Origin of the sequence: Meiothermus sp., from assembly GCF_025060375.1 — a bacterium.
Classification (GTDB): Bacteria; Deinococcota; Deinococci; order Deinococcales; family Thermaceae; genus Meiothermus.
In genome coordinates this window covers 1-6,846 of sequence record NZ_JANXCG010000031.1, presented here as the reverse complement: position 1 = coordinate 6,846, position 6,846 = coordinate 1, and the positions used below count along the sequence as shown (strand labels likewise).

Sequence of the window (6,846 nt, the reverse complement as noted above, 5' to 3'; positions counted from 1 at the left end):
TCTGCCCCGCATCCCGTCCAGGCTCTCCAGGGCCAGCACCGGGTTGGGGTACTGGGCGGCAAGCTCCACCAGCGCCCTGGCCACCTTGTGGCTGAGGCCCGCAGGACCCGCACCCGGTCGGCGCGGCGGTGGCGCAGGGCTGCGAAGCGCTCCCGCCTGCGCCGAATGGGTTCCCCGTTCACCGCGAACACGCTCCCGGGTTGCCTGACCGGGGCCAACCGTACGATGCCCAGGCCCACCCCGATAACGGTCTCACCGCTCCCATCACAGACGGTCGGGGTGGGGGCATCCTGAGGGGCAGCACGACGAGCCAGTCATCCCCCCGCCTGAAGGACCGAGCATCCCCGTAGACGTGCCCCAGCCTCTCCCGCCACCTCCCCGGCACCGAGAGGGAGGACCAGAGGCATGCTCCCTTCTTGCCGGTGGAAACCCGCAGGGTAGTCCCCACCCGTAGGCCGCCCGGCCCGGCGCTTGCGGAGGCCGAAGCGGCTGCGGCTAGGCGGCGCGGTCCTGTTGCCCAGGGCACAGTCCAGACCCTGGACGGCAGACCTCCCACCGCTAGAGCAGGTGGGCTCCCTGCGAACATTCTTGTGATCCATGCACGTTACGGCCAGCCCCCAGCACGCCTTTAGTTAACGAAAACCCCCCCATCTGGGGGATGTGCAGGTCCCCTAGTCTGGTGCAAAACAGAGCTGTATGAGAAGAGAGGGTATCGCCCTGGTGACCGCCCTGGTGGCGGTCCTCCTGACGGCCACCACCATGGCCATCCTGAGCATGAGCGTGCTTTCCGAGACGCGGCAGGGCAGCGCGGTGCGAGGGCGAGACGAGCTCGCCCAGGCCGCAGACAGCCTCTCGGAGCGGGCCAGGCTGCACCTGGTGCTGGACTACCGGCAGCAAGGGGTGAGCGTGCCCCGCTACATTGAGATGGCCACAACCAACCCCACCACCCAGACGGTGGACCTGGGGGACGGTATCACCGGCCGCTGGCGGGTGCTCCGCGGCTCCCCGCCGGGGGCCGAGTACGGCTGGCTCGAGGTGGCCGCCACAGCCACCCGGGGCGCCCAGAGCCAGACCGTGGTCCGCCGCATCAGCTTCGGTCAGAACGACGTCTTCAAGCTGGCCATGCTCTCCGAGACCACCAACTGCATGTACTGCCACCTCCGGGTCTACGGGGACGTAGGGGCGCTCTACCACCACCGGCCGGGCTGGGGCCAGGAAGGCAGCAGTGGCGCAGGCTCCGGGTACAACTCCGTGATCTACGGCAGCCTGTACGCAGCCCGCACCATCACCAACGACGACACCCCCCGCGACAGCCAGGGCCGGCTGGTCCGGGGCAACCACTGGGCGGATGGCGCGGGCACCCTCAACGCCTACCGGATCAACGGCTCCCTGGTAACAGGCAACGTGGAGGCGAACTCTACCAACCCCGCCCTGCCGCAGGATACGGATGGGGACGGCATACCCGACTTTCCTCCGATAAAGCGCACGGTAGCGATGAACAGCGCCAACGGGCGGATCAGCGGGGGGCTCATTCTGGCCCTGGGCCGCACCCAGACCCTGACGAACCTGGCCACCGGGGTGGTGAGCGGCATCAACCGGGTGCACGAGGGCAACCTGGTGCTCATCGGCACGCCGCAGAACCCCATCGTGATCGACAAGGATGTCTACGTGACGGGCGACGTCATCATCAAGGGGGTGGTGCGGGGCCGGGGGGCTATCTATGCCGGGCGCAACCTGTACATCGCGGGGAACCTGACCTACAGCAACCCCCCCGACAGGCCCGGGCAGGGGGTGTGCACCGGCATCACCGACCCCGACCGCTGCGCCCGGCAGAACATCTCCGCCGGGCGGGACGAGCTCCGGCTCGCTGCCCGGGGCAGCACCGTGATCGGGGACTACACCGAGCGGGACGCGAGCGGCAACCTCCTGCCGATGGACCTCAGGCAGTCCTCCGACTTCTACCGCAACCAGTTCGGCTTCTGGCCGGGCGGCAGCAGCCCCCGCTACTACAACCGGACCAACGGGGATGAGCTCATCCTGAGGAACGGGCGCTACTACGACATCGAGGGCAACGAGGTGCCCGCGAGCCTGGTGGTGGCGCAGATCTCCAACCAGGCTAACCCCGCGCAGGACGCCTACTCCTACAGCTTCCGCCCGGGCTACATAGACGGGAGCGGCAACTTCCAGAGCTGGATTTCGGACAGCGTGTACCGCTCCCTGCTGCTCGGCAGCAGCAACCTCAGGTACAACACCTGGCGCTGGAGCTTTCCCTCGGGCAACGGAACCGTAGCCCAGAGGGATGAGTTCCGGCGGCAGCTCGAGGCCGCCCGCATACCCTCAGCCGCAGCGCTGGCGATCGCCTGCAGGCTGGCGAATCTCTCCCCTGGAGCGGCCGGGTGTCCCTCTTCCTTGCCCAACAGGGATACCCCTCAAGACCTCAGGGACAACAGCGGGCGGGTCATCGGGGCTTTCCACCTGCAAGGGCAGACCCTCCGCGTGATCCGGGACGAGGATCTGTCCTACGAGGCTCAGGTCACCCGGGTAGACGCCTTCCTCTACAGCAACTTCCGCATTGCCGGCAAGACCAGCATGCTGGGGATGGCCATCAACGGGGGGCTGGTGGCCAAGGAGCTTGGTATCCTAGCCCCAGGCCGCACCGCAGCAACATGGTGGATGGGCAACAGGTACAGCTTTCTTTCCAGTCAGAGCGATGCGAACCGTGGCTGCAACGCACCTGGCCAGCCCTACTTCGTAGCCGGCAGCGAGAACTGCCTCCTGACGGTGCACTACGACCACCGCCTGAGAAACGGCGGGTACGGTTTCAACATGGTGGTGGGCAACCCCGGCCAGACAGTCTCCTGGCGCCTTTCGGCAGATCCTGCAGAGAGGGTGAGATGATGCGGGTAGCTCTTGTGCTCACCGTTTTGGCGCTAGCCATGCTCCTCTTGCTGTGGAGGAGGCCTGCGCCCGAGGCCAGGCCCCCTGAGGCCCGGCCAGCCGTCGTGGTCCAAACGGATACCCAGGGTCAGGCTGCCCCTGCCCGCCCCCTGGCGGAGGAGCCGCTAGAGCGGCTGAATCCCTCCACCGTGGACTACACCTCCCGTGAAGGGGGCCGCTACACCCTCCACTTCGTGGACGGCAGCCGGCGCGAGGTCTACCCTTTTGAGCTCCCGTACCTGCCCGAGGGGATACGCTACAGGCTCCAGTACACGCGAGGTGGACCATGAGAGGCCTCAGCCTGGTGGAATTCCTAGCCGTCCTGCTGGTCCTGGGTACCCTCCTGGCCGTTGGCGGGGTCGGCCTCACCGCCTACCTGCAGAACAGCCGCCTCAACCAGGCCCGGGCCGAGCTGGCCGAGGCCCTGCGCCAGGTGGGGAACCGGGCCCTCACCGAGAGCCGTCCCTACACGGTCCGCCTCACCCTGGGGAGCAGCCAGCTCAGCTGGTCTAACTCAGAGGGACCCGCGGGCAGCCTGACCCTGCCCCACGGCGTGCGGGTAACCTCGGTCAGCCCCTCCACCACGGTGGAGTACGTCGGCCGGGGCTTCCCTCTCTCCCAGTACCGCATCGAGCTGCAGCTGGGCAGCAGGCCCCCCCGGCCGGTGGTGCTGCTGCCTACGGGAAAGGTGGTGACGCCGTGAGGGGTAAGGAAGGCTTTACCCTTGTGGAGGTGCTGGTGGCCCTGGTCATCCTGACCCTGGCCCTCGGAATGGTGGTCGGCAGCTTCGGAAGCAGCCTGCGCATCGCGCGGGAGAGCCGGCTGAACGCCCTCGCCAGCGAGTACGCCCAGGCCGTGGCCGAGCACTACCGCACCCACTGGAGCAACCCCGCCCACTTCGCCTCGGGGAGCACCCCCCCGGGGCTGGACGCGCTGGCCGGGAGACTGGCCGGGGCAGGGCTCTCCGCGCAGGTGGAGGCCAGCCTCCGCCTGAACCCCGACGGCAGCGCCTACACCGGCTCGGGCCAGCCGCCCCTCCGGCGGGTGGTGGTCACCGTCCGGAGGGGGAGCGAGATCAGGGCCCGGGTGATGGCCGATATCGGCAACCCGAGCTCCTCCGGGCTGCGCTGAGGGAGGCGAGCATGAGACAGGGCGGACTTACCCTTGTGGAGCTTCTGGTGGCCATGGCCGTCTTTGGCGTGGTGGTCGCGCTCGCAAGCGACCTCATCTTCCGCAACCAGAACCTGAGCAACCGGCAGGTGCTCGCGGGACGCGTCCAGGAGGACGTGCGCCTAGCCACCCTGCGCCTTGGGGATGTCGTGGCCCAGGCGGCCTACATCTACCCCAATGGGGTCACCCTCACCCTGCCTGGGGGCCGCAGCCTCACCACAGGCGGGGAAGCCCTGGCCGTCCTCCTGCCGCCTGGCACGGCCTACTGCCCCCTCTCGGGGGGCTACTGCGGCTTCGCCTACCGGCTGGAGGGAAGAGGCCCCCACGCGGCCAGCCTGGACCCTGCCCCAGGGAACAGCGGGGTGGTCCTGGTGGAGTACCAGGTGCGGGGCGTGACCTGGAACCCGAACACCAACCCCGCCCAGACGGCCAGGGACTGGTCTGGCCTCGCCCTCCACAGCGAGGGCGTGGTGGCCGACTCGATCGAGCGGACAGGCACCGATCTGGGTACCCTCTACTTCGCGGGCATCGAAAGCACGATCGACAGGGTGCTGCTCATCCCCTCGCTGCAACCGGACCTGACCACCTCCGACCCCCGGGCCCTCATCGGGGCCGTCCGCGTGCGGGTCGCGGTGCGGTATGCCAACGGGGTGTGGGCATCCCGGCAGGCCGAGGTCTACGCCAGGGGCATCCCCCGGAGCCTGCCTCCGGGAATGTAGGGGCGCCGGGGCCCCGCTCAGGACAGGCCGGAGCCTGGTTCCGGGGCACGCAGTTAAGACCTGTGTAAGCCCCCATCGGGGAGACTAAACCGCGGGAGGTGGTATGCAAAGGTTCACCCCACAGTACCTTCTGCTCCTGGCCCTGCTTGCAGGATGCACCAACCAGAGGGAAGGCAGCGGCGACCTCGGCCGTGCTGCCGGCAGCGTGGATACCCCCGGAGGCCCGGTGCAGGTAAGCCTCCAGGGAGGAGGCTTTCAGGAGGGGCCAAGCCCCGCAAGCCTGAGCGCCCCCGGGTATCAGACCCCCTACGGGGGGCTCGCCTTCACCGCCCGGGTGTCCGGGCCAGGGGCGGCGCTCTCGGTCACCCTGACCTTCCCGCAGGCCATCCCCCAGGGCGCGGTGCTCCTGAAGTGCACGGGTGCCGGTTGCAGCCCGGTGCCGGGAGCGCAGCTTTCCGGAAACACCGCCACATTCCAGGTACAGGACGGCGGGCCCCTGGATGCGGACGGCCAGGCCAACGGACAGGTGCGGGACCCCGTAGGCCTGGGGCTGCCCAGTGGCGCCGGCGAACCGCGAGGGCAGCCGGACCCAAGCTTCGGCAACGGGGGCCAGGTGGAGCACGGCATCCCGGGCGGCGGACGGGCTATCAACACGCACCTTCTGGGCATCCAATCGGACGGCAAGCTTGTACTGATGGACAAAGCCTTCGTGGCCCGCTTTCTGCCAAGCGGGGAGCCCGACCCCACCTTTGGCGATGGCGGTGTGTTCCGGCTCACCCCTGAGAGCGACGAAACGGAGCCCGGCTTTTACGCCGGCCTCCTCACTCCGGATGGCGGGGTCCTGCTGGCAGGAGAGGTGCGTACGATCCACAACCGGGGATGCAGCATATACCGCATCTCGACAGACCTGTTCTTTCTCAGGTTAGACTCCCGGGGACAGGAAGCATGGCGGCGCAGGTTCAACCTAGAGCACGATCCAAAGAGCCCGGCGGACCCCTGCGACGACCTGTACTCCAATGAGCAGGCGACGGCCATCCTGGCTTATGAAGGCGGTTTCCTAGTTGGTGGAGGGAGCGTTTCCAGCCCCTTCGTGGCCCGCTTCAGCGCGAACCTGAACCCCGTGTCCTCGTTCGGCACAGGCGGGTTTAGCCGCCTTCCCATCCCCAATGCCGGTTCGATCAACGCCCTGGCGGTCCTGCCGGATGGGCGCATCCTGGCGGGGAGCATGGTGGGCTTGTCCTTCAACTACTTCGACCCCTTCCTAGCCCTCCTGAGCGCCGGAGGGGACCTCTTGCGGGACAGCGAGACCGGAGGGTGGCGGCCCTGGCGGCAGGTTGGGGTGTACGACGGAAAACCGGTCTCCCATCTCCTCCCCCTGCCGGATGGAAGGGTGCTGGTGGCCACGGACCGCGGCAGTGTTGGGGGGTGGGTGATCCGCCTCAGGCAGGACCTGGAGGGGGACCCCTCGTTCTCGGTCATCCGGCGGGGCGACTACGAGATCACCGGCCTGGCGCTGCAGCCCAACAGCAAGCTGCTCGTACGGGCCAACAGCGTACTGGCCCGCTACCTGGCCGACGGCACACCGGATCCCGGTTTCGCCTTCTCTGGCCGGATCTCCGACCTCGGCCTCGGGAAGGGGCTGGTGCTGACCTCCGAGGGGAAGATCTGGGCGGCGGGAACGTTCGACGATGGGACCAGGCTCCGCCTCAGCCGGCTCAGGTAGGCCGGGGCCCCTCATCCCCAGGGCTGTAGCGGCGGGCCAAAGCCAGGGGATGGGCGTGGGTGCCGGGGCCCAGCACCCACGCCCGAAGCTGCCCGTGGGCTTGGTATCACACGCTGTGGCTGCTGGTGGTGTCCCCCCGGCCCATCCAGTCGGTGTGGAAGAACTGCCCCCGGGGCCGGTCCACCCGCTCGTAGGTGTGGGCGCCGAAGTAGTCCCGCTGGGCCTGCACCAGGTTGGTGGGGAGGGTGGCGCTGCGGTAGCCGTCGAAGTAGGCCAGGGCGCTGCTCAGGGCCGGGG

The 6,846-nt window shown here is 68.6% G+C and carries 7 protein-coding genes and 1 pseudogene; 6 read left to right on the top strand and 2 right to left on the bottom strand.

The features are described 5' to 3' along the window. On the bottom strand, positions 1-182 hold a 182-nt coding region (locus tag NZ849_RS04110), incomplete at its 3' end, for a hypothetical protein (RefSeq protein WP_295404482.1). A gap of 514 nt (positions 183-696) precedes the next feature. Here NZ849_RS04110 and NZ849_RS04105 point away from each other — a divergent pair. The 6 genes from NZ849_RS04105 to NZ849_RS04080 all read left to right on the top strand — a co-directional run bounded on the left by NZ849_RS04105 (position 697) and on the right by NZ849_RS04080 (position 6,549). Further along, the gene (locus NZ849_RS04105; protein WP_295404480.1) at positions 697-2,898 is read left to right on the top strand and encodes a hypothetical protein; all 2,202 of its coding nucleotides are present in this window, start codon (positions 697-699) and stop codon (positions 2,896-2,898) included. Continuing rightward, positions 2,898-3,227: a hypothetical protein gene (locus NZ849_RS04100; protein WP_295404477.1), complete on the top strand. Its 330-nt coding sequence runs from the start codon at positions 2,898-2,900 to the stop codon at positions 3,225-3,227. Before NZ849_RS04105 ends, NZ849_RS04100 begins: the two co-directional genes overlap by 1 nt. Beyond that, positions 3,224-3,640, top strand: a complete 417-nt coding sequence (locus NZ849_RS04095; protein ID WP_295404474.1) for a hypothetical protein — start codon at positions 3,224-3,226, stop codon at positions 3,638-3,640. The genes NZ849_RS04100 and NZ849_RS04095 overlap by 4 nt, the downstream gene beginning before the upstream one ends. Further along, positions 3,637-4,068 (top strand): type II secretion system protein, encoded by a 432-nt coding sequence (locus NZ849_RS04090; protein WP_295404471.1) that lies wholly within the window; start codon positions 3,637-3,639, stop codon positions 4,066-4,068. Before NZ849_RS04095 ends, NZ849_RS04090 begins: the two co-directional genes overlap by 4 nt. A gap of 11 nt (positions 4,069-4,079) precedes the next feature. Beyond that, positions 4,080-4,826, top strand: a complete 747-nt coding sequence (locus NZ849_RS04085; RefSeq protein ID WP_295404469.1) for a prepilin-type N-terminal cleavage/methylation domain-containing protein — start codon at positions 4,080-4,082, stop codon at positions 4,824-4,826. Between the two features lie 103 nt (positions 4,827-4,929). Then, on the top strand, positions 4,930-6,549 hold the full coding sequence (locus tag NZ849_RS04080) for a choice-of-anchor U domain-containing protein (RefSeq protein ID WP_295404466.1): 1,620 nt from the start codon (positions 4,930-4,932) through the stop codon (positions 6,547-6,549). Positions 6,550-6,655: 106 nt separating this feature from the next. On the opposite strand, the pseudogene NZ849_RS04075 reads toward NZ849_RS04080, so the two are convergent. Next, positions 6,656-6,846 (bottom strand): annotated as a pseudogene (locus tag NZ849_RS04075) (NADP-dependent phosphogluconate dehydrogenase); the annotation flags it as partial.